18 protein-coding genes are annotated in these 20,621 nt (G+C 50.1%); 14 read left to right on the top strand and 4 right to left on the bottom strand.

Annotated elements, in window-relative coordinates; genetic code table 11:
• Nucleotides 1-131: 131 nt before the first annotated feature.
• The gene (gene fliD, locus HH215_RS15740) at nt 132-1,379 is read left to right on the top strand and encodes a flagellar filament capping protein FliD (RefSeq protein WP_169280765.1); all 1,248 of its coding nucleotides are present in this window, start codon (nt 132-134) and stop codon (nt 1,377-1,379) included.
• 321 nt (nt 1,380-1,700) lie between these two features.
• On the opposite strand, the gene HH215_RS15735 is transcribed toward fliD, so the two are convergent.
• Nucleotides 1,701-2,531, bottom strand: coding sequence for a 1,4-dihydroxy-6-naphtoate synthase (locus tag HH215_RS15735; protein ID WP_169280764.1), 831 nt, complete (start codon nt 2,529-2,531; stop codon nt 1,701-1,703).
• A complete protein-coding gene (locus HH215_RS15730; RefSeq protein WP_169280763.1) occupies nt 2,528-3,181 on the bottom strand; it encodes a futalosine hydrolase in 654 nt (217 codons plus the stop codon). Before HH215_RS15730 ends, HH215_RS15735 begins: the two co-directional genes overlap by 4 nt.
• Nucleotides 3,182-3,340: 159 nt before the next feature.
• On the opposite strand from HH215_RS15730, the gene HH215_RS15725 reads away from it, so the two are divergent.
• Nucleotides 3,341-3,904: a ribonuclease H-like YkuK family protein gene (locus tag HH215_RS15725; protein WP_375140523.1), complete on the top strand. Its 564-nt coding sequence runs from the start codon at nt 3,341-3,343 to the stop codon at nt 3,902-3,904.
• A 42-nt stretch (nt 3,905-3,946) separates the two neighbouring features.
• Here the strand turns inward: HH215_RS15725 and HH215_RS15720 are convergent, their stop codons facing one another.
• Nucleotides 3,947-4,825, bottom strand: a complete 879-nt coding sequence (locus HH215_RS15720) for an AraC family transcriptional regulator (RefSeq protein WP_169280762.1) — start codon at nt 4,823-4,825, stop codon at nt 3,947-3,949.
• Between the two features lie 130 nt (nt 4,826-4,955).
• Between HH215_RS15720 and HH215_RS15715 the strand changes: the two genes are divergently transcribed.
• The 4 genes from HH215_RS15715 to HH215_RS15700 all read left to right on the top strand — a co-directional run bounded on the left by HH215_RS15715 (nt 4,956) and on the right by HH215_RS15700 (nt 8,131).
• The gene (locus HH215_RS15715; RefSeq protein ID WP_169284417.1) at nt 4,956-6,017 is read left to right on the top strand and encodes a Gfo/Idh/MocA family protein; all 1,062 of its coding nucleotides are present in this window, start codon (nt 4,956-4,958) and stop codon (nt 6,015-6,017) included.
• The gene (locus tag HH215_RS15710) at nt 6,014-6,871 is read left to right on the top strand and encodes a sugar phosphate isomerase/epimerase family protein (RefSeq protein WP_169280761.1); all 858 of its coding nucleotides are present in this window, start codon (nt 6,014-6,016) and stop codon (nt 6,869-6,871) included. Before HH215_RS15715 ends, HH215_RS15710 begins: the two co-directional genes overlap by 4 nt.
• A gap of 22 nt (nt 6,872-6,893) precedes the next feature.
• Nucleotides 6,894-7,778, top strand: a complete 885-nt coding sequence (locus HH215_RS15705; protein WP_169280760.1) for a sugar phosphate isomerase/epimerase family protein — start codon at nt 6,894-6,896, stop codon at nt 7,776-7,778.
• A gap of 155 nt (nt 7,779-7,933) precedes the next feature.
• Complete coding sequence (locus HH215_RS15700) at nt 7,934-8,131, top strand: cysteine-rich CWC family protein (RefSeq protein ID WP_254450501.1); 198 nt, start codon at nt 7,934-7,936, stop codon at nt 8,129-8,131.
• Nucleotides 8,132-8,792: 661 nt separating this feature from the next.
• On the opposite strand, the gene HH215_RS15695 is transcribed toward HH215_RS15700, so the two are convergent.
• Nucleotides 8,793-9,809: a transposase gene (locus HH215_RS15695; RefSeq protein ID WP_169278269.1), complete on the bottom strand. Its 1,017-nt coding sequence runs from the start codon at nt 9,807-9,809 to the stop codon at nt 8,793-8,795.
• Between the two features lie 151 nt (nt 9,810-9,960).
• Between HH215_RS15695 and HH215_RS15690 the strand changes: the two genes are divergently transcribed.
• The 8 genes from HH215_RS15690 to HH215_RS15655 all read left to right on the top strand — a co-directional run bounded on the left by HH215_RS15690 (nt 9,961) and on the right by HH215_RS15655 (nt 20,618).
• Nucleotides 9,961-11,709 carry a sensor histidine kinase gene (locus tag HH215_RS15690; RefSeq protein ID WP_169280759.1) on the top strand — a complete coding sequence of 583 codons (1,749 nt, stop codon included), beginning with the start codon at nt 9,961-9,963 and terminating at the stop codon, nt 11,707-11,709.
• The gene (locus tag HH215_RS15685) at nt 11,706-13,379 is read left to right on the top strand and encodes a response regulator (protein WP_169280758.1); all 1,674 of its coding nucleotides are present in this window, start codon (nt 11,706-11,708) and stop codon (nt 13,377-13,379) included. The genes HH215_RS15690 and HH215_RS15685 overlap by 4 nt, the downstream gene beginning before the upstream one ends.
• 103 nt (nt 13,380-13,482) lie before the next feature.
• The gene (locus HH215_RS15680) at nt 13,483-15,171 is read left to right on the top strand and encodes an extracellular solute-binding protein (protein ID WP_169280757.1); all 1,689 of its coding nucleotides are present in this window, start codon (nt 13,483-13,485) and stop codon (nt 15,169-15,171) included.
• Nucleotides 15,172-15,222: 51 nt separating this feature from the next.
• Nucleotides 15,223-16,269 carry a phosphotriesterase family protein gene (locus HH215_RS15675; RefSeq protein ID WP_169280756.1) on the top strand — a complete coding sequence of 349 codons (1,047 nt, stop codon included), beginning with the start codon at nt 15,223-15,225 and terminating at the stop codon, nt 16,267-16,269.
• Nucleotides 16,270-16,285: 16 nt separating this feature from the next.
• Nucleotides 16,286-17,071 (top strand): amidohydrolase family protein, encoded by a 786-nt coding sequence (locus HH215_RS15670; RefSeq protein WP_169280755.1) that lies wholly within the window; start codon nt 16,286-16,288, stop codon nt 17,069-17,071.
• A complete protein-coding gene (locus HH215_RS15665) occupies nt 17,068-17,919 on the top strand; it encodes an amidohydrolase family protein (protein ID WP_169280754.1) in 852 nt (283 codons plus the stop codon). The genes HH215_RS15670 and HH215_RS15665 overlap by 4 nt, the downstream gene beginning before the upstream one ends.
• Nucleotides 17,916-19,400, top strand: coding sequence for a hypothetical protein (locus HH215_RS15660; RefSeq protein WP_169280753.1), 1,485 nt, complete (start codon nt 17,916-17,918; stop codon nt 19,398-19,400). Before HH215_RS15665 ends, HH215_RS15660 begins: the two co-directional genes overlap by 4 nt.
• 21 nt (nt 19,401-19,421) lie before the next feature.
• Nucleotides 19,422-20,618, top strand: coding sequence for a M24 family metallopeptidase (locus tag HH215_RS15655; protein WP_169280752.1), 1,197 nt, complete (start codon nt 19,422-19,424; stop codon nt 20,616-20,618).
• Nucleotides 20,619-20,621: the final 3 nt, after the last annotated feature.

Genomic DNA, 20,621 nt, shown 5'->3' with positions numbered 1-20,621 from the left:
TTTGACTCCTCATCGTGCATGCGAATTTCACGATTTGTTTCTTTAATTGGTTGATTGTGTAAAAAAGATGAGGATGTTATATTGAAATTACGTGAAAATGAGAAAATTTGGGCGATGAGGAGGCTGGCAACTTGTTATATTCCATTGGCGCCGCTAACAAAACCGTACCTCCGGTTTCGCGGGAATTGTATACTCCGTTCCATTCGTCGACCTATAGGCAACCGGCGAATTCTTGGTTGAACTCCTATCCGAATCCGTACGAGCGATTCGTGAAGACCGCCGCGACCGGCATCGTTGACTTTCTTGCGTCAACCCAGAAGGTCCAGACGACGGCGAACGGCTTGTTGAACAAAAGCACTTCGTCCTTGCAAGCACGAGAGGCGTTATCTTCCGATAATAAGGCCGTATCCGCATCCGCGCGAAACGAAGCTTCAATAGGAAGCTATAAAATCAAAACACAATCGATCGCCCAATCGCAGATCAACAGCGGGACGGAATTAAATAAAGGAAGCCAGACCGCGATACAGAGCGGAGAAAATCGATTTAAGTTAACGATAGGCGGTAAATCGACTACGATCTCGAGCCATATCGCGGCGACGGATACGAACGAACAAGCGCTAACGAAGTTGAAGAACGCGATTAACGAAGCGAAAACGGGAATTACGGCAAACGTGGTTAACGACTCCGAGACGGGGAAGAGCAAGCTCGTGTTGAGCAGCGATAAGACGGGGACGGATCAGGCATTCGACGTGACGGACGAGTCGGGGAACGCCGCGGCTTCCTCCGGGATTGCTTCGGTAACTTCGGCAGCTACTAATGCGATCTATACCGTGAACGGCGGAGCGGCCCAGACTTCGCAATCCAACGCGATCGAACTAGAGAAGGGGAAGGTTTCCGCGACGTTGCTTAAGCCGACAACATCGGAAGAGATCGAGATCACGGTTCGCCCGGACGGGAAAAAGGCGCTAGAGCAAGTTGGAGCTTTGATCTCCGGATATAATGCGATGCGCGACCGATTAAAGGAAGCGAGCGGCTACATGAGTCCGACAGTCGCTAGAAGTCTGGGGGATGCGGTGAGCTCGGCTTCCTATGAGCGAATCGGCATTAGGCAAAACGCGGACGGCACGTTGAAGCTGGACGAAGCCGCGTTCACGAAAAGCTTAAACGCTAATTTCGAACAAACGAGCAAAACGATCAGCGGGATCGGCGGACTGGCAAGAAGCTTGGATAAAGCGACTGATCGCTTCAATGACGTTTCTGCAAGCAGTTTATTGAACAAGCAAATGCATACCATGCAACAATACGCGACTTACCAGTCAACTATGCAATCCTATTTACCCTTCCCGACGACCGGACTATTGGTTAACGGATTTATGTGACGAGAGCGAGCTTCTAGAGCTCAAGTGAATGGCAATTATTGAAAACCTCCAGTGCCTACGTGAGCTTATTGAGCTCATGCGGACTGGAGGTTTTTTATTTTTGTATTTGGTTATTCCTTCGGTTCCCCGCCATAGTCGCATTTTGCGACAATGAGAGAGCGTTGCGTTTGGATTGCCCCGCCATAGTCGCATTTTGCGACAATGAGAGAGCGTTGCGTTTGGATTGCCCCGCCATTGTCGCATTTTGCGACAATGAGAGTGCGTTTCGTTTGGATTGCTCCGCCATAGTCGCATTTTGCGACAATGGTGAGGCCACGAGGGTTATCGAAGAGAAGCCAAGTCCATCCACGGAACCAAACCTTCGTCCATGGCACGTTGGAGCAAGGTCGTCACGGCCGCGAAGCCGTCGTCGCCCAAGTCGGCCGTGAACTCGTTCACGTAGAGGTCGATGTGGGATTGGGCTACGCTCGGATCCATTTCCTGGGCATGCTCCATCACGTAGCTTCTGGACGCCTCGGGATTGTTCCATGCGTATTCAACGGAAGCTTGAATCCATTCGCGAATCGCACTCAGATCCAAAGAACGGCGAGCGATGATCGCTCCCAACGGGATAGGCAGACCGGTGTCGCCTTCCCACCAATTGCCCAGATCGACGACTTGGGAGAGGCCATAGTTCTGATAAGTAAAGCGAGCTTCGTGTATGACGAGACCGGCATCCATGATTCCGTCGCGAACGGCGGGCATGATTTCGTGAAACGGCATCACGACGATTTCGCCGACGCCTCCGGGAACGTTCCGAGCAGCCCACAGCCGGAATAGCAGGTAAGCCGTTGAACGTTCGCTCGGAACGGCGACCCGTTTGCCCGACAGGGAGGCGGCATTCCCATCGCCTCCGGCGGTTAATACGAGCGGGCCGCAACCTCGACCGAGCGCTCCTCCGCAAGGGATGAGTTTATACTCGGGCAGAATCCATGGCAATGCGGCATAGGATATTTTCATGATATCCAAATCGTTCGAGCTTGCGGCCAAGTTGTTCGTAATATGGATATCGGCATAGGTCACCTCGAAAGAGGGAGCGCCCGGGATAAGGCCGTGTACCAATGCGTGGAAAACGAAAGTATCGTTCGGACACGGAGAATACGCGATTTTCATGATGAAATAGCCTCCAATAAATGATAGCTTGCCGTTTCCAATGCGGCTAGAGCGTCGCCGATTCGCCAAGCGGCTCTATCGCGCGGTCCGACCGCATTTGAAATGGCGCGAATTTCGACGAAAGGTACGCCGCGGCGACTGGCCGCTTCGGCAACGCCATAACCCTCCATCGCTTCGGCGGCGGCGCCCGGAATACGTTCAGCCAACAACGCGGCTGTCTCCGCGGTACCGGTTACCGTAGACAAAGTAAGGACCGGGCCATAACGGACGGCTTGCCCGTCCGCCTTTAGAGCCTCAACCCATCGGGAGCTCAGCTTCTCCTCCACAGGCAACCGGTTCGTGCCGAACCCTAACTTGTCCACTCCGGTGAACCCTTCCGGCGTTTCCGCGCCTAGATCCGCCGCGATCGATTCGCTGGCGATGACGATCGAGCCGATATCGGCTTGTCCAACGAATCCGCCGCCTATACCGGCGCTAACGACCAGATCGTATTCGAACGCGCTGGACGACAAGACCATAGCCGTGCTTACCGCTGCCGAGACCGGTCCGACTCCCGCCTCATGAACATCAAACCGGCTATCCCCGCGAACGCCTCGCAGAAACGCTTCTTTTTCCGCCTCTACGGCGGTCATAACCAAAATCCTTTTCATGATATTCAATCCCCTTTAGCTGGGCATTCGCGTCAACCTACTTTACTTATTATAGTGCGCGTCGTCCATGGAGTAAAATGTCGTGGTTCGAGTCCGGTCGTCATCGCCATACACTAGTCATGGATAACAGCATGCATCGCAGAGGTGAAAACGGTGACGATGATGAGCACGATCTCGACTTGGGATCAGCTTTGCTTTCAGAATTTGTCGGAAAAAGATTTGAGTCTGGATCAGGTGCTTGAGCGAATTCTTCGTTTTATCTCGAAGGATCCCAGTAGCACCTACCATTTCGTAATCGGTACGGATAGTCAGGTACACCGCGGTCATACCAAATTCGTAACGGGAATCGTCATTCACAGAGTCGGAAGAGGCGCGTGGGCTTGTTACCGGCAATTAGCCGTTCCGAGGCAATTAACTTCCATTCGGGAGAAGCTGACGCTGGAAACGTCTTTTTCGCAAAGGGTGGCCGGATATTTCGATGCGGGGGTCGTCACTCGGATGGAGGATTTGTTGCTTCCTTATGTGTATCAAGGGGCAATGCTGGAGACGTTTATCGATATCGATGCGGGGACGGAGCCGGTCGTCAATAAAACCGCATTATACGTTCAGGAAATGGTCGAACGGGTGGAGGCGATGGGCATGTACGCTCCGCGAGTGAAGCCGGATGCGTGCGTCGCCTCCTCTTATGCGAATCGTTTTACGAAAAATCGGATGTTGTTATAGAAGCGGGTACGTAAGTTGATTGGGGATAATCGGCTCTTGCGATTATAAGATACTGTTCCTCCATTCGGAGGGGGACACTTTCTTGAATTTCTTGAACGTGCGGCTGAAGTAGTAAATATCGCTAAAGCCCGTCGCAAGGGCGATCTCCGAGATGTTCATCTGCTTGCCGCGGAGCAGGCGCTCGGATTTGTTGATCCTCACCAGATTAATGTAGTCGACTAACGACTTGTCCGTCACTTGCTTGAATAATCGGCTGAAATGGAATCTGCTCAGACCGGCGAGATCGGCGAGTTGCTGCACCGGCAGCTTGTCCCGGTAATTATCGTCGATGTGCTTCAACACGGGAGCGAGACGTTCGAGTTCTTTCAGTTTATGCCGATATTCGTCGAGCTCCGACACTGTCGCTACATAATTGCGCACGAGGAGCGAAAGGAGCAAATATAAGTAGGATTTAATCGAGAGTTCGTAGCCCAGTTCCTTATGTTCGAGTTCCCTTACGATCGCGAACATGCAACGGGAAATTTCTTTGTCGCCCGTGATTCGGTTCTGGAACAAAATCCGATTTTTCGTGATTGGTGTAATGAACTTCGTCTCTATCGCGTCGACGGCATGGCTGTGAAGCAAAGAGAGATCGACGATCATCGCATAATAGGATATATCCTCGCTTCCGCAAATCCCGTAGTGCAGCTCATTGCTATTCACGACGCATAGATCGCCGGCTTGGAACGCGATCGGGACGGAGCCGCACTCGATGGTCGCGCTTCCGGTGATGAAAAACAAGAATTCCATGTGTTCATGCCAATGATGGACGAATAAAGTTTCTCCTACTACCCTTTTTTCGGTTTGCAGGGGGTTGATCTTAATGGGGAACGATGGATCAGGCATAGGCATCGGTTCACGTAAATGGGATATCTTTTCCAAGTTTACCACTCCTAGTAGAGCACGATCGTACAAATAAAGAGCATGCTATTGCATGGTAACCGCTCATATTCCCATTATAATACGAATTGAGAACAAAAGTGAGCATAGGGAGTGTTGAGCTTTGAGTAATGTGAAACGGATTCGAATTGGCGTCATCGGTACAGGCTCTATTTCGGAGACGCATTTAACAGCGTATGCAAGCAATCCGGATGCGGTAATCTCCGCGATCTGCGACGTAAACGAAGATAGAGCTCGCCAGGTCGCAACGAAATATGGAGCGGACAAAGTATTTACCGATTACCGCGAGCTGCTTGCGGATTCGGACATTGACGCGGTCAGCATCTGCACGTGGAACAACACTCACGCTCCGATCAGCATTGCCGCCCTTAAGGCCGGCAAGCATGTGCTCGTGGAAAAACCGCTCTGCCGCACGATGGAAGAAGCGTACGAAGTCGAAGAAGCGGTGCGTTCTTCCGGCAAGCTGCTTCAAGTCGGGTACGTTCGAAGATACGATCCCAACGTGGTCATGCTTCGCGATTTCGTGGATAAGGGAGAATTCGGAGATCTGTATTACGCCAAAGCATCGACTCTGCGCCGGCTTGGCAATCCGGGAGGTTGGTTCGCGGACGTCGAGCGTTCCGGAGGCGGGCCTTTGATCGATATCGGCGTGCACGTCATCGACCTTTGCTGGTATTTGATGGGCAAGCCCAAAGCGACGGCGGTTAGCGCCAACACTTACAACAAGCTAGGCAATCGTTCCAACGTCAAGCATTTGTCCTTCTACAAAGCGGCGGATTACGACGCTTCTAAAAATACGGTCGAGGATCTCGCCAGCGCGATCATCCGTTTCGAGAACGGCGCATCCATTATGGTCGACGTCAGTTATTCGCTGCATGCGAAAAAAGACGAAGGCTTGGTCAGGGTTTACGGCGAGAAAGGCAGCTTCGAGATCGATCCGGAAATTGCAATCGTGACCGAGAAGTACGATACGATACTTAACATTCAGCCGCAAACCGACAGTACGGCCGGATTTACGGGACAACCGGCGTTCAATAACGAAATTAATCATTTTATAGATTGCATCGTTAACGGGACGAAACAGATCAGCCCGGTTGAAGACGGCGTGGAAATCATGAAAATATTGTGCGGAATCTATGAATCTGCGGCCAAGGGCGAGGAAGTCAAACTATGAAATTAGGAATCAGTTCATATAGTTTGTGGCAGGCCGTGCAAAGCGGGGAATTGGATTTCGTCGGAGTCGTCGGACGCGTCGCGGAGCTAGGCGGAGAGCATGTCGAGATCGTTCCTCTAGGGTTTGATCTGACTAATGATCCGGCAATGGTGGAAGCGATTAAGAGCAAAGCCGCGGAAGCGGGAATCGAGATATCCAACTACGCGATCGGAGCTAATTTCGCGGGGTTAAACGACGAAGCGTTCGCGCTTGAGATCGAACGCGTGAAACGCGAGGTCGACGTCGCGGCAGCGCTAGGCGCGAAGCTGATGCGGCATGACGTCGCGAATTCCAAGGATACGTCGATTCGGCAGTTCATGGCCGATTTTCCGAAATTGGTGGAGGCTTGCCGCACGATCGCGGACTACGCGTCGCAATACGGCATCACGACAAGCATCGAAAACCATGGGTACTATGTACAAGCGAGCGATCGCGTGCACGCTATCGTAAACGAAGTCGATCGCGAGAACTTCCGCACTACGCTCGATATCGGCAATTTCGTGTGCGTAGACGAGAATCCGGTCGTCGGCGTGCGGAATAACGTTAAGATTGCCTCCATTGTACACGTTAAGGACTTCTATATTCGGCCGGAAACCGTTAATCCGGGAGACGGCTGGTTCCGATCCGCGAACGGCGCTTACTTGCGCGGAGCGATCGCGGGCCAAGGGGATCTCGATACCCGGGCATCGTTGCGCGCGGTGAAGGAGTCGGGATTCGACGGGTACTTGTCTATCGAGTTCGAAGGCATGGAGCCTTGCATTCAAGCGACTAAGATCGCTTTGGACAACGTTCGGCGGATATGGGAAGAAATCTAAATCTAATAGGGAGTGATAGGGAATGTCAGGGATCATTCAACCATGGAAAATCGGAGTTATCGTGGATAGCTTTCGCGTCGGAGTAAGAGAAGGACTCGTTAAAGCCAAGAACGTAGGGGCGGACGGAGTGCAAATATACGCCGTGTCGGGAGAGATGGATCCGGCGAACTTATCCGCGGCGGCGCGTCAAGAGTGGAAATCGTATATCGGATCGCTAGGGTTGCAAATCTCGGCTTTGGTAGGCGATCTCGGAGGCCATGGATTCCAAGATAAGAACGCCAATCCGGCGAAAATCGAGAAGTCCAAGCGAATTCTGGATTTGGCCGTAGAACTCGGAACGAACGTCGTGACGACCCATATCGGCATCGTGCCGGAAGATAGGAATAGCGAAGTGTACGAATCGCTGCATCTGGCTTGCGACGAGCTTAGCAGATACGCGACGAGCATGAACGCTTATTTCGCTATCGAGACGGGACCGGAAACTTCGGCGCATCTGAAGAGTTTCCTCGACGGACTAAGCTCGAAGGGTTTATCCGTCAACTTTGACCCGGCGAACATGGTTATGGTAACCGGAGACGATCCGGCTCAAGGCGTCCACAATCTGAAAGATTATATCGTTCATACGCATGCCAAAGACGGCATTCGTCTGCGCGAAGTCGATCCGCGCTTGATCTACGGAGCGTTGGGCTTCGATCCGCTCGATCACGAGAAGATCGCGCAGGATGCCGAATCGGGAGACGCGTTCCGCGAAGTTCCGCTCGGAGAGGGCGGCGTCGATTGGGATGCCTACCTGAAAGCGCTCAGGGACATCGGTTACAATGGATACCTGACGATCGAGCGCGAAGTCGGCGCGAATCCGGAAGCGGACATCGCCGCTGCGGTTAAATTCCTTAAAGCTAGAAACTAATGCATGTGGACTGTCCCGGAGCGGGGCGGTCTTTTTTCTATTCATCGGGAAGGCAGCCTTGACATCACGGCTTCCGTTTCGTAATCTGCTAGAATAGTTACCGTGGGACATCGAATCGAACTAGAAACAAGGAATAAGGAACGGAGTGGTGACGCGTGACGAACGACAAAGTGGATCCGAGTTTATGCCCTTTATGCGGAGAAAGCAACGGATGCGGAAATTTGATCGGAATGCCGCAAGGGACTTGTTGGTGCAGCAGCGCGACTTTTCCGCCGGAAATATTCAAGTCCATTCCCGATGAGAAAAGAAGGAAAGCGTGCATTTGCAAGGCCTGCGTGGAGAAATTCGGTTAAGGCAGGATTAGATAATAATCGAGTGCATGGAAAATAAATAGGATAGATGCATCCGCTCCGATCATAAGCCGGGGCGTTTTTTTTCTACGACTGACCAATTAACATGCAATACTTATTTTCAAGTGCTTGAAGATACTTTGCAGGGTTTCTTCTAAATCGTCGACGTTTGGTGGTTTCCTCTAATCGACGAAACCATCTTTGCCGCTCGTTTTGGAATTCGGCATAGCTTACACTTTGAAGTCGTTCAATGAGATTGCTTTGGCGGAGTGCATCATCGACGAACACAACAAACTCTCCGGAGCGGACGATATATTCGTTCCAGCTTCGGAGTCCTGTCATCCTACGGTGTCGTGTCTTCGTTTTACGAAAAAATCTTTCGTGGTCATTATTCGTACGATGAAGATAAGGGTAGTCGTAACAGGTAAACAAACCCTTCCAAAACCCTTTTGTGTAACTCTTTAAATTAGATAACATCGGATGGTCGGATTCTTTTGAGTAAGTTACATCTAGCCATTGAAGTAAGCAATGCATATGGAACCGTACGGAATCGCTGCTTTGGTCAACTGTGGGATTGAGGACGGTGGCGACATGCTGTAGAGCGTATGACCAGCGCTTTACTTCTTCATACAATGAGCGATACTCTTCAAGTTTACTGAAAATTCTAAATACGTTTTGGAGTAGAGATGGCTCTTTTTTTACTCAGGCAGCTTAGCAGCGATGCCTGTATGACTTCGGATGTTTCAAACACTCGAATGCCTGGCAAATCTAAAGGAGGGTTCCCATCTTCAAGTAGTACCGAGCGCACAGCGGCTAGATAATCCTTCGCAATTTCTGAATCCTCGGAGTTGTCTTTAACCAGCTTCCGTTCAATAGCTCGGATTCCTCGGAGACTTTTCTTGATGCCGGTTTTTAATTTCCGATCCAGTTCTACAATGGGCTTGGCAATATCCTTCAAGTAATGATACTGGCAGTACTGATAGGGCACTTCAGGAAGCAGGGATTCCATGGCAAGCCGAATAGACTGTTGTCCGTCTGTCACGATTCCGATGATTGGAAATCCAAGATCGATAACGGGTTGAATAAGACTTTTTAGTTCTTCAGTAGAACTGCTTTTGACGTTCTTGGCGACAAGAATCGTTCCGCTGAATACTTCTCGAATAACATACAGGGTTTCATTACCTTTCTCTGGCTGCACACCATCCATCGAGATCATAATTCCTTTACGTAGATCGACAACCTGCTTAAGCTGTTCTTTTACAAATTCCGTTACACTTGAACGCAATAGCGTCAGATAACGCTCATAAAGTCTTTGGGCATTTCGCTCTGATGTGGCCACACCCCGTCCAGTTAGTTCTTCCGTGATCTCAGCTATGGTCATATGATGCTTGAAACGTAGCTGACCAACTAAAGCAAGCACGTCAAAACCATATGAAGTGTGCTTCATAGCCAGTGAATCTGCTTCCACTGATTTGTAGTAGGTTTTTGGAAATGAACAGCTTGGATTTGCGCATACATAAGCCATGCTCCAAGCTTGAATGACACCATGTAAGGTGGATATATTTTTCTTCCAAGCTGTGTGACTTCGTTTCAACTTTCCACCACATTGAACACAACAAGTAACTTCTGGTTTAAAGTAAATCTTTTGTTCCGGAATGATTCGGTTCTTAGGCAATGGCATGAGAAACCTCCGTCAAAGTGAGTTCTAATTATCTTCGACAGAGGCTAATGGAAATCCTTGTTAGTTAATTCGTCAGTCGTAGTTTTTTTTGTCTTGGATAAAAATAGTTGCCGTCGTATACTGTGGAGAAAAAAAGGAGGAGGGAGTCGTTTTGATAGAGATTAAGCGAAGAATCGATAATATTCCCATTTTTCCGAAGCTTGTCCTCACGTTTCTCGTCATCACTTTGCCGTTATTTACGCTAAGTCTCGTGCTGAACAATCTGGGTAAGCAAGAAGTAAAAAATCAAATATCCAACTCGATTACGATGAATATCCATTATTATTTCACGTTGCTCGAGAAGGAACTCGAGAGGGTCATTCGGACGCAACAACAATTCGTTAACGATGAGGATCTCATGCAGCTCAGCAACTCCTTATCGATTATGTCCGATTATCAGCGTACGAAGGCGATCAACGATCTTAAGCTTAAGCTAACGACTTTGAAGGAGTCCAGCGTTTATATTAAAGACATCAGCGTGTACATCCATTCGCTTAACGGTACCGTATCGACATCAAGCGCGGAGGATACGCCGACTTCGGCGGAGGAAGCGGTGGCAATTGCCAAAGCTACCTATACGAGCGGAATTCCGATTACCGCGTGGCAGGATCGTTTATATTTGAATTTAACGTACCCGAGCAACTTGTCGAAGACGGAGAAAGTTCCTCAATTCATACAAAACATCGAGCTTTCAATGGAAGCGCTAACAAACGCGTTGAATACTTTTCCGCAGGACGGCGGGGCAATTCTGTTCAACGAGAATTGGATGATTGCCAACGATAAATATCCGGAACCGTTGGCCGAAATCAGGGAGAAAGTAGCGGAGAACATCGATCGGTCCGCGATTTTCGCGAGGCAAGTGGAAGTCGGCAAGGAAAAGTACATGGCCGTCTACGAAAAATCGACGTTTCTTGACGCTTCGCTCCTCTTCTATTTTCCTGAGAACGTGATCGTAGGGCAGTTAAAAACTTACGGGATCTGGTTCTGGCTGCTCGTTATCAGTTCTTTTATCATTGTCGTTTTATTCTCCTACGGGATTTATCTCTTGATCCATCGTCCGCTTCAGAGTTTGATCAAACGATTCAGAAGCGTGGAGGCAGGCAATTTCAGCTCGGCGCTTCCGTCGTCCCGGCAGGACGAATTCGGGTATATCTTTAATCGCTTCGAAAGAACCGTACTGAATCTGAAGACGTTGATCGACGAGCTTTACGTGCAGAAGATCAGGCTGCAGCAGTCCGAGTTGAAGCAGCTTCAGATGCAGATCACCCCTCATTTCCTCTATAACACCTTTTTTATTTTGCACAGGCTGATTAAGCACGACGAGAATGAAACGGCTGAATTGGTTTCCAAAAATCTAGGAGACTATTTTCACTATATTACGAGAAACGGGCTTGAAGAAGTACCGGTCGAACACGAGGTTATCCATGTCCGCTCATACGTGGAAATTCAGAACGTCCGATTCTCCAATCGAATTCTCGTGGATTTCGAGCCGCTACCCGAACAATTCCATGGCGTTACAATCCCGCGCTTGATCTTGCAGCCGCTCGTAGAGAACGCCTATGAACACGGGCTCGGCGAAGTCGTATCGGAAGGCAGATTGGAGATTCGGTTCGCTTCGGACGCGGACAAATTCATCTTCACGGTAGAGGATAACGGGATTGGTTTGTCGGATGAGCAATGGGCCGCCATGAACCGGAAGCTATCGTCCGAGGAAGAAGGAGAGACCACGGGGCTAATAAACATCCAGCGCCGTTTGAAGCTGAAGTACGGCGAACGCGGCGGATTGGAGATCGAGCGGGGTTCCATGGGCGGTATGCGGGTTTGGATTTATATCCCTAACGACAAAGGAGAACAGACATGAAACGACTACTGATCGTCGACGACGAGCCCGTGATCGTCAACAGCATTTACCGAATGCTGGAGGAAACCTCGCATTTGGAGCTGGAGGCTTACCGCGCTTACAACGTATACGAGGCATTGGACCGCCTTAAGCAAACCCGGATCGACGTCGTCATTTCGGATATTCGCATGCCGGGAATGAGCGGAATCGAGCTGCACAAGCAAATCGTCGAGAGCTGGCCTCGCTGCAAGGTGATCTTCCTGACGGGGTACAACGACTTCGATTACGCGCGCCATGCCATTCGAGCCGGCGGCGTCGTGGATTACGTGCTGAAAAACGAGGATGATCACGTCATTCTCGCAGCCGTGGACAAGGCGTTCGCGGAGTTGGATCAAGCGGAAGACGGCGCGCGTTATCTGTTGAACGCGAAAAAGAAGCTGCAGCTGGCGATTCCGGCGTTGCAAAGAAATACGCTTTTCGAGTTGATGCGCGAACCTTCATCTTCCCTGAAAGAAGTCCGGAAAAGATTCGAAGAGTCCGAGATTCCACTCAAGTCGGATAAGAAAGTATTTCTGGTCATGGGCAGGGTTGACGAGTGGATGGAAGGCGCAAGCGAAGTAGACCGTACATTGCTTCTCAATGCTTGTCAGAACGTAGCGGAAGAATATTTGTCCCCGACGGTCTCAAGCGTATCCGTAACGTTCGAATCCAATAAACTGGCGTGGTTTATGCAGCCCAAGCCTTATTCTCGGACGGATAATCGGGAGGAAGAGCAAGAGAGTCGGGACTATGAGCAGATGAGAACAAGGGTATACGGCATCATGGAAGCCGTGCAACAAACGTGCAAACGATTGTTGAAGTTATCGATCTCTCTCGTCATGGCGCGGGAGCCATCCGAATGGAGCTACGTCGGAGCGCAATTTCACTACCTGAAAGCTTTGCTAGGACAGAGTTCGTACAGCGGGCAAGAGCTGTTGATCCAAGACTCGAATCAGTTCGGACAACGCTCGGCGTCTACCCGCGGCATTCCCTTCGCGGAATCTCAACACGTTAAAAAGCAGATCGAGCTTCTGGAGCAATATTTGGCAAGCGGGCATAGGGAGAGCTTCAAACGGTTGTTGGACGACATCGTGAATCAAGTCGCTTTGCCCGAATATCCTTATCGGCTGGAAACCTTTCACACTCTATCGTTGATTCTGATTTCTTATGCGATTCGAATAGGGGTATTCCACGATTTGTTCGTGAGAATGGATCTTGGGAAAACGACGCAATATGACGCCCATGGATCTTGGGACGAAGCCGTTGCTTATTTGGCCGCGGTAGCCGACGATCTTCTGGAGCATTGCGAGCCTGCGCCCGAAGAGCAGAGCGAGCGATTGATCGCCACTATCCATAGCTACGTTCAGTCCCATCTCGGAGGAGACCTTTCTTTGACCAAGCTCTCGATGTTAGTGCACCACAGTCCAACTTATTTGTCCCGCATCTACAAACGAATGACCGGAAGAATGCTCTCCGATTACATTACCGAGGAGAGAATGGGCAAAGCGCAGGATTTATTGGCGCAATCCGAATTGAAGATTCAAGAGATCGCGACCCGAGTCGGTTACGAAGCCGCTCCGCAATTCAACCGATCGTTCAAGAAAGCGTTCAAAATGACGCCGCAAGAATATAGGGATCTCTATCATAAATAGAAGAGCGCAATAGATGTCAAGGAAAGCAAGATTGGCAAATAGCTACGCTTTTTTCGATCTTTTATACTTACGGAGCAGGCAAAAATAAGTAGGGGGATAAGACATGAAGAGGAAGTCCGCAAAATGGATCGGGTTTACCGTATTGGCTTGTATGCTTGTTCTTGCTTCGGCTTGCGCGAAGGAAAACGAAGGGAATAACGCGCAACCGTCCAATTCGCAGGCAAGCCAAACGAATGAAGGCGCCGCGAACGGCGGAGGCGAAACCGCGATCGATCCGATGGGCAAGATCGATCCGCCGATCGAGGTGACCGCCATCAGAACGCTAGATCCGACGACGAAGTTCGAAAACGGAGAAACGATCGACAACAACGCTTGGACGAAATTATACGAGAACGAATTCGGCATCAAGCTTAAATATTTATGGGTATCCGATCCGTCGCAATACGAGCAAAAATTCAACATTGCCATGGCCTCCGGTCAACTGGCGGACATTATGCCCGTCAACGGCATTCAATTCAACCAACTGGTGGAAGCCGATCAACTGGTCGATTTAACCGAAGCTCTGGAGAAATACGGTACTCCTCTTGCCAAAGAAATGTTAAAGAAGGACGGCGGGGTAGGTCTCGAATCGGCTACTTTTAACGGCAAGTTGCTGGGGTTGCCGGTGAACCCGGGATCATTCGATTTCGCTTCCCTGCTTTGGATACGTACGGATTGGCTGGAAAAGCTTAATCTGCCCGAACCGAAAACGATGGAGGACGTCTTCAAGATCGCGGAAGCGTTCGTCAATCAGGATCCGGACGGCAACAATAAGAAAGATACTCAGGGATTGGGAGCCACTAAAGATTTCTACGGTCTAGAACCGGGTCTGGACGGATTCTTCAACGGTTATCACGCCTATCCGAAAAGCTGGGTTGCGGATGCATCGGGCAATATCGTATACGGAAGCATTCAGCCGGAAATGAAACAAGCGTTGGAGAAGCTGCAGCAAATGTATAAAGACGGCTATATCGACCGCGAGTTCGGAGTGAAAGACAAGGAGAAGTTCATCCAAACCGCCAATGCCGGCAAACTGGGAATGTTCTTCGGCGCGGATTGGTCTCCGTTGTTGTTCTTGGATGGTAAAGCGCTGGACGAAAACATGGAGTGGAAACCGTTCCAACTTCCATCGATCGACGGGCAGAAGGCTAAGCCGCAAACCCCTTACAATGTCAATCAATATTACGTCGTTCGCAAAGGGATGGAGCACCCGGAGGCCGTGGTTAAACTGCTTAACGCAGCCAGTTATCAGTGGGATAGAACGAAATATCCTTTGACCGACATGAATCAGAATGGCGATGTCGGCAAATGGCAATATGCATTGGTTCAAGCTTCCAATCCCATTCAGAACGTCGAGTTGTACGAGGACGTGAAGAACGCGCTGGAGAAGCAGGACGAATCTCTCCTGAACATAGCGAGCAATCCCGGTCAAGCGAGTTTCTATAAAGCCATCAATGCTTTCAATGGCGGAGATAAATCCGGTTGGGGATATACCCGATTCTATGACGCTATCGAACTACTCTATGACTACCATAAGAACGACGGTTTTCAAATGACCGAGTTTATTTCCGGCCCTACGCCGACGATGGTCGAGAAACAAGCGACGTTGCTGAAAATGGAATTGGAGACGTTCACGAAAATCGTGATGGGAGAGTCTTCGATCGATGCTTTCGATGAATTCGCGGCGAATTGGAAGAAGCTTGGCGGAGATACCATAACGGAAGAAGTAGCAAAGTGGAAAGCTAGCAGATAAAGCTTCAATGCCCGGGAGGTATGAAGCACGAGGATGCAGGAGGCGAAAAGGATGTCCGTTATGACCGTAACGGGAAGCGTTCGGGCGGATAGCTTGGGATGGGTATTGCCGCATGAGCATGCCTTCATTGATTTAAGAAGCTTAGTGCCCGCCGTCAGCGAGATCTCACGCAAAAAATTGGCGCGGGAGCAAGTCGACCTCACGAATATCGGTAAATTAATGCGTAATCCTTATGCCGTTCTAGACAATGCGGTGATAGACGACGAGGGGGTCGTCAGGGATGAGTTGCTGAAGTTCAAGAAAGCCGGAGGGACGACTTTTGTCGATCTTACGCTGCGGGACATAGGCAGGGATCCCTCTTTGCTAGCCGGGTTATCAAGGGAATTGGACATCAAGATCGTAGCCGGCTGCGGGTACTATATTAACAAATCGCATCCAGGCGACATGGACGGCAAGACGATAGAGGGAATCGCCGAAGAAATTTTATCCGAGATCGAATACGGCATGGATGGAACGGATATTAAAGCGGGCGTAATAGGCGAGATCGGAACAAGCGAGATCATCTATCCGAACGAGAAGAAGACTTTGATCGCATCGGCGATCGTTCAAAAAGAGACCGGTCTTGGATTGCACGTGCATACGGATCTGTATGCTACGAACGGTTATGAAGTCGTGAACATTCTTACCGAGCATGGCGCCGCGGCTGAAAAAATATGCATCAATCACATTGACGTCGATATTAAGATGGATTATTTGAAGGACCTTCTTAACCTGGGAGTCTACGTGGAATTCGATAATTTCGGCAAGGAATTTTACGCCGACAAGAGGGACAGAAGCGTTTTAAGGGGACTCTTCGCCAGAGACATCGAGAGAGTCAGAGCGATAAAGCAACTCATCGACGCGGGTTTTCTTTCGAAAATATTAATCTCCAACGACGTTTGCCTGAAAACCTGTTTGCACCGTTACGGCGGGTGGGGGTATGACCATGTTCTTACGAACATTATTCCCATGATGGAAGACGAAGGGATTACTTCCGAGCAGATTAAAACCTTAATGTGTCGAAATCCGGCCGAGTTTCTGGACGACGGCAAAGATTGAATTCAAGAGGTGCTTCATGAAAATCATGGATTGCAGCTGCTCAATCGGCTACAAGACGGTGAATTACGAAGTGGTTAACCATGAGAACCTTATCGTGAGAGAGAAGGTAGAACAAGCTCGTAATGCAGAGGAGCTGCTTGAGGCGCTTGATTTCTGCGGAATCGACGGAGCGGTAGTCAGCCACAATACGATGGCGGACGTCGATCCGGATTACGGGAACCGGGCAATCGTTGCCGAGACGGTCAAATCGCCGGATCGGTTGCTTCCGACTTGGACGATTTTGCCGCCGATCACCGAAAGCCAATATGCGCCCGAGCATTTGTTTCCGGCGATGAAGGCGAACGGGGTGAAACTGCTCAGAGCTTATCCGGAACGTAATCGGTATCAATTGAACTCCGTCGCGATGGGTGAATTGTTAGGCGAAATCGCCGCGGCGGGAATTCCGCTGTACCTCTCTCCAAGCGAAGGGTGGCAGGGAATCTATAGCGTTCTGCGGGAATATCCGAACATGACGGTCATTCTCCATAATTACGGTTTATGGAGCCACTCCCGGCTTACCTTCCCCTTATTCAGGAGCTACAAAAACTTCTATATCGAGACGGGGGATATGCAGGCCTCCGGGGAGATCAAGGAAATTTGCGACAAATTCGGATCGGAACGCCTGCTCTTCGGTTCGGATTTCCCTAGCAACGCGATCGGCGGACCGCTGGCCGCATTGCTCGGTTCAGGAATTGCCAGAGAGCACATCGAGAATATCGCGCATGTCAATCTGGAGAGAATGCTCGGCGAGGTGAAATTATGAGCCTACGGACAATGACGAATAAGTCGCAATTGGCCAGGGAGTTCGCGGAGACCGGGAAATTGTCGAGCGTGTCCATGATAGACATGCATACGCACATGGGAGCTTTCTACGGCACCTATCTGCCCGAAGCGAAGCTGGAGACGATGATTCGGACAATGGAACGGGAAAATATAGAATGGATTATTTCGGCTCCGCATAGCGCGTTGTTCGATCCGGTCGGCGGGAATTCGGAAATCCGGGAGGCCATGAAGCGACATCCCGATAAAATTTACGGTTACTATGTCGTAAATCCCCACTATGATCATGATCTGGAAAGGGATCTGGCCGAGTTCGACGGCGTGGAAGGTTACGTTGGATTCAAGCTGCTTCCCGATTATCACAAATACCCGCTTACGGGGGAGAAGTTTCGCAAAATTTACGAATTCGCCAACGAACGAGGATTGCTTCTACTTTCCCATACGTGGGGACACAGTGCGTATAATCCTCCGCAGATGATCGCTGAATTGGCGCGCACCTATAAGAATATTCAGTTTCTGCTCGGGCACTCTGCGCCTGGAGAGACCGATTACGCCATTCAGCTTGCCAAGTCGCAGCCTAATGTCTATTTGGAATTATGCGATACGGGCCGCCTGAACGGGATGGTTCGGAAGATGGTACGGGAAGCTTCCTCGGAGAAGGTGCTGTTCGGGACGGACTTCCCTTGGTACGACCCGCATTATATGCTCGGAAGCGTTCTGTTCTCCGGTATCGGGGACGAGGATATTCGTAATATTATCCACGATAACGCGGTTCGTTTGTTGGGGAACAGCTTAAAATATAGAGCTTTGAAAGGAAATGGAACGCAATGACTGAAACGATAGAATCGTTTGAAACCGCGAAAGGCAACGTTTTCGGAGATTTACTGACCGCTAGGGTCAAGGATAAACCATTGAAGATCGGATTGATCACGTTAGGGTTTTTCGAATACTGGCGGATGTTTCCGGACACCTTGAAAGCCAACGTTACGGCGGATATGACTTGCGTATACGATCATTTACGCCGGTACCTGAATCGGGACGAAGTCGTCTGGTCGGGAATAATCGATACGTTGGATGCGGCGGAGGCCGCGGGCCAGAAGCTCGCTAACGAGCGGGTCGATCTGATCGTGTACGTAGCCGGAACGTATTGCCCCGATTATATGGCGATCCAAGCTTTGGAGCATGTCCGCCACGTTCCGGTCATTTTATTCAACACGCAGCATAATAACAAGATTAATCTTGCCACGAATTATGAGAATATTCTGAGAAATAGTGCCTTAATCGCCAATCTGCAGTTAGCCGCGACTTTCAAGAAGATGGGCTGGTACCGCGATCTTAAAGTCGTCGTGGGCTCGATCCAAGATAGTGCCGCTTACGAGGAAATGACCAAATATATTCGTGCTTACAAAGCCTATTTAAGCCTCAAAAGCACGAACATCGGCGTCATCGGGCATGTATTCCGAGGCATGTACGACTTCGAATACGATAAGACGATGATCAAGGGGACGTTGGGACCGAACATCATTGCCATTCAGGTGGATCATTTGCTCGATCAGTTCGGCAAAGCGACAGAGGAAGAAGTAGAAGCCATCATCGCGCAGACGACGGATCGGTTCAATATTGTCGGATTAAACGAGGACGATATTTATAAATCCTCCCGGTTTTACGTGGCGCTTCGAAACACGCTGGAGAGGTTCAGGCTGGACGCGCTTACGCTGCTGGGCCAACACTACGTAGAACAGAAGACAGGTACGACCTCCTACTTGGCCAACACGATGATGCATGAAGAAGGCAAGTACGTCGTGAATACCGAAGGGGACGTCCATGGGCTAATTGTCATGACGTTGATGAACATGCTCAGCGGTCAGGTTCCGGCTTACGCGGAATGGGGCGAATACGACGAAGAGCTTAATGCCTTGCTTATGGTTCACCATGGATATGCAGATACGGATTACGCGACGGACAAGAGTACGGTCAAGGTCAACCGTTCGCCCGAGCAATGGGGATTGCAAGGGGCGGGATTCGGTTTCGAATATACGTTAAAGCCGGGAGAAGTGACGATCAGCCATCTGATCATCGATGCCGAGGGCTACAAAATGCTTATCGTAAAAGGCGAGGCGCTGCACATTCCGCAAAATATTCCCTGCGAAGAAATCACCGCCGTCGTGAAGTTCAATACGCCGATCAAGTCGTTCCTTGCCGCGTTAATCAAAGAGGGATTCGCCCATCACTGCATTATCGGCTACGGGGATTTGACGGAAGAGCTTTCGAACGTCGCCGATTTTATGGGAATTCGGAAAGTCGTTTACTAGAAACCCGGGAGGTAATGTTTCGTGTTCAAAATTCCTAAAGAAGAATTCGCCGCAAGAGTCGATAAATTAAAAGTTCTGATGAGAGAACATGAGATGCAAGCCTGTTTGATCTACGGCGATGAGTACAGGAAGGAAAATTTGCGTTATATGGGCAATTACTGGCCCTTGTTCGAAAGAGGAGCCGTCATGGTTACTCTGACAGGCGAGCCTTTCGTGATCGCCGCTCCGGAAGGCGAAATGTTCTGCCGGGAGATGAGCGCTTGGCCGGATGTTCGGCTTCTTCCGGAATTCGCGTGCGTGACCGTGCCCGATAAGATCGAATATCCGCAAGCTCACTATACGAGCTTGACCGAGATTCGCAAGGGAATACAGGGAAAAGAACCCTTACGCCGGTTAGGAATCGTCGGCATCGATGCGATGCCGGAGCCTTTAATGAAGGTCATCGCCCACAGCTTCGAGGGTATCGAAATCGTGGATGCGAACGAGTTGTTGTTCAAGCTCAGAATGACCAAGACGGCAAGCGAAGTCGCCTGTTTGCAAGAAGCGGCGAGGATTGCTGACGAGGGCTACAAGCTTATGATCGAGCAAGTGAAGCCGGGCATGACGGAGCTTGAACTGGCGTCGCTCGCATACGGGGAATGCACGAAACAAGGAGCGGAGAATATTCCGTTCTGTCTCTTAACAAGCGGGAAACGGGTCAATACGATCATCGGAAGAGCATCCGGCAAAGTAATAGAAGACGGAGACATGATTATGGCCGCTATTGCGGTTCAGGTCGAGGGATACGTGGCTACGATGAATTTCCCTTTCGTCGCCGGCGAGATGAGCAAGGAACAAAAGGAATTTATCGATATTCTGGTCGAAGCCGAGGATGCCGCGTTAAGCCGGATAAAAGCGGGAGCTAATCAGAGCGAAGTGGTACGGGCGGTTAAAGCGTACTTCAAAGAAAAAAACGTCACCGAATACGACCTGTACCCGCCTTTGCACGGCTGCGGGTTGGCGGAAGCCGAATCTCCTTACCCGGACGAGAACTCCGAAGCGATATTCGTTGCGGGAATGACGGTGAATACGGACGTGAGTCTCTTCGGACATCCGCATGGGTCGAACCGGATCGAAGAAAGTTTGCTCGTAACCGAAACCGGATACGAATCGATGTCGAAGCTGGTCAGGCATTTAAGTAAAACTTGGAAAGAAACGGCGACGATTTCGGTTCGATAAGGA

The sequence above is a fragment of the Cohnella herbarum genome (assembly GCF_012849095.1).
Classification (GTDB): domain Bacteria; phylum Bacillota; class Bacilli; order Paenibacillales; family Paenibacillaceae; genus Cohnella; species Cohnella herbarum.
The sequence above is the reverse complement of the archived record's forward strand: the minus strand, read 5'-3'. Positions and strand labels throughout refer to the sequence as shown.